Annotated in this window: 2 protein-coding genes and 1 pseudogene; all 3 read right to left on the bottom strand. The window is 59.3% G+C overall.

What is annotated here, in order from left to right; genetic code table 11:
* The coding region (locus V6C07_RS00150) for a hypothetical protein (RefSeq protein ID WP_333534306.1) at nt 1-248 on the bottom strand (248 nt) is incomplete at its 3' end.
* A gap of 292 nt (nt 249-540) precedes the next feature.
* On the bottom strand, nt 541-993 hold the full coding sequence (locus V6C07_RS00145; protein WP_333534305.1) for a C-GCAxxG-C-C family protein: 453 nt from the start codon (nt 991-993) through the stop codon (nt 541-543).
* A gap of 38 nt (nt 994-1,031) precedes the next feature.
* Nucleotides 1,032-1,517 (bottom strand): annotated as a pseudogene (locus V6C07_RS00140) (hypothetical protein); the annotation flags it as partial.

Below are 1,517 nucleotides of genomic sequence, written 5' to 3'. Positions count from 1 at the left end.
TCGGGGGTGAGCAACTGGCCCTCACGGGCCACCAGGGCGGTTTCTTCCGCAAGGCCCAGCGCCGCAAGCAACTGGCGCGAGGTTTTGGGCCGGGGCAGGGAGAGGCGCTTTTCTTCCGGCTGCAAAAGCACAACGATGCGCGCGCCCGTATGCTCGGGTTTGACAACCTGGCAATGGGCGGGAATTTCCACCGGTGCGCGTTCGTAGCGGCGGATTTCGTCTTGCGGTTTTGCGGATGCGTCTGTCATGAAAACTCCTTGTGGCCGTAAGCGTGAGCGTTTTATCTGTAAAGATGACTGGTTGCAAAGCTTGTCATGCGTCCTCACCGTTGCCTGCATGCGCAGGCGTGCCGCATTGGCGGCGGCGTGAAAGTCGCTTGCGCGGGCGGGTGTTGGAACGCCTTTAGAGCATTTAACACTTGAAATGCTCGCTTACGGCAGGCAAAAGCCTGCCTTCTCGCATTTAGTGGCAAGGATTTTCAAGAAAATCCTTGCAGAGCAGTTAACTCATTTCATTCGTTAACGGTTCTAGACATTGCATCTAAAGGTATTCTTCCAGCAGGTCGCAGGCAGCACAGACCAGCGGGGCGCACACAGTGGTAAAAAGGCCTTTTTCCATAATAAGGGCGCGCTCCTGCGGAATGGTCAGGTCGTGTCCCAGTATTTCCCGGCACAGCAGGCTGCCGTGAGCCCTGACGAAGGCCGTCATGAAGGCATCGCGGCGGGAATAGAGATTTCCCTTGCGTTCGCGTGAGCATGGCCCGGCGCAGCCATGCGCCATGCCAAGGGCCATGAGTGCTCCGGTCACACAGCCGCAGGTGGCGGCTTGCCCCATGCCGGAACCGAAGCAGGACGCGGCGCGCATGGCATCGTCCGGAGACAGCCCGAAACGCTCGGAAAAGTGGGCAAAAACCTGCTGGGCGCAGATAATGCCCATGCCGAAGTTTTCCTGGGCCTCCGCAAGCTCCATGCCTTCATGGGGGCTCTGTTCCATCAGTGTGTCCGTCTGCATAGCTGCCGCACAGTTCGGGGTCAGGCCCCGACATAGTAGTAGAGAGCTGTTACAACCGTCATGCTGGCTGCACGCAGCCCCTGGTTTGCCAGAATGAGCCGCAGGGCCAGCGCCGGACGGAAAAATCCTGAATAGGACGGCAACTGATGGCGTATGGCACGCATGGGCGTGGACAGAATGTTGCCCACCATAAGGGCCAGCACCACATCGCGGCCGGAAAGGCCGCCGGTCTGCAATACGCTGCCTGCCGCGCCCAGAGCCGCACCCAGTTCCGCCGCCAGATGCAGTACAATAATGCCCATGGCCTGCGGCTTCAAGAAGGAAAGCCATGCCATATGCTGTGAAAGCCACTGCTCGATCAAGGCAAAGTAGCCGAACTGCTGCAGCAGATACATAAGCACGTAGACGGGCGCGGTAAAGTAGACGAGCTTGGGCAGGCGGCGGGTAAAGCGCCGCCACGCCTTGCGCAGGGCAGCGCCCCAGTTGGTTTTTTCGTTGCTTTCGGT

The organism is Desulfovibrio sp. 1214_IL3152 (assembly GCF_036763055.1).
Classification (GTDB): Bacteria; Desulfobacterota; Desulfovibrionia; order Desulfovibrionales; family Desulfovibrionaceae; genus Desulfovibrio.
The sequence above is the reverse complement of the archived record's forward strand: the minus strand, read 5'-3'. Positions and strand labels throughout refer to the sequence as shown.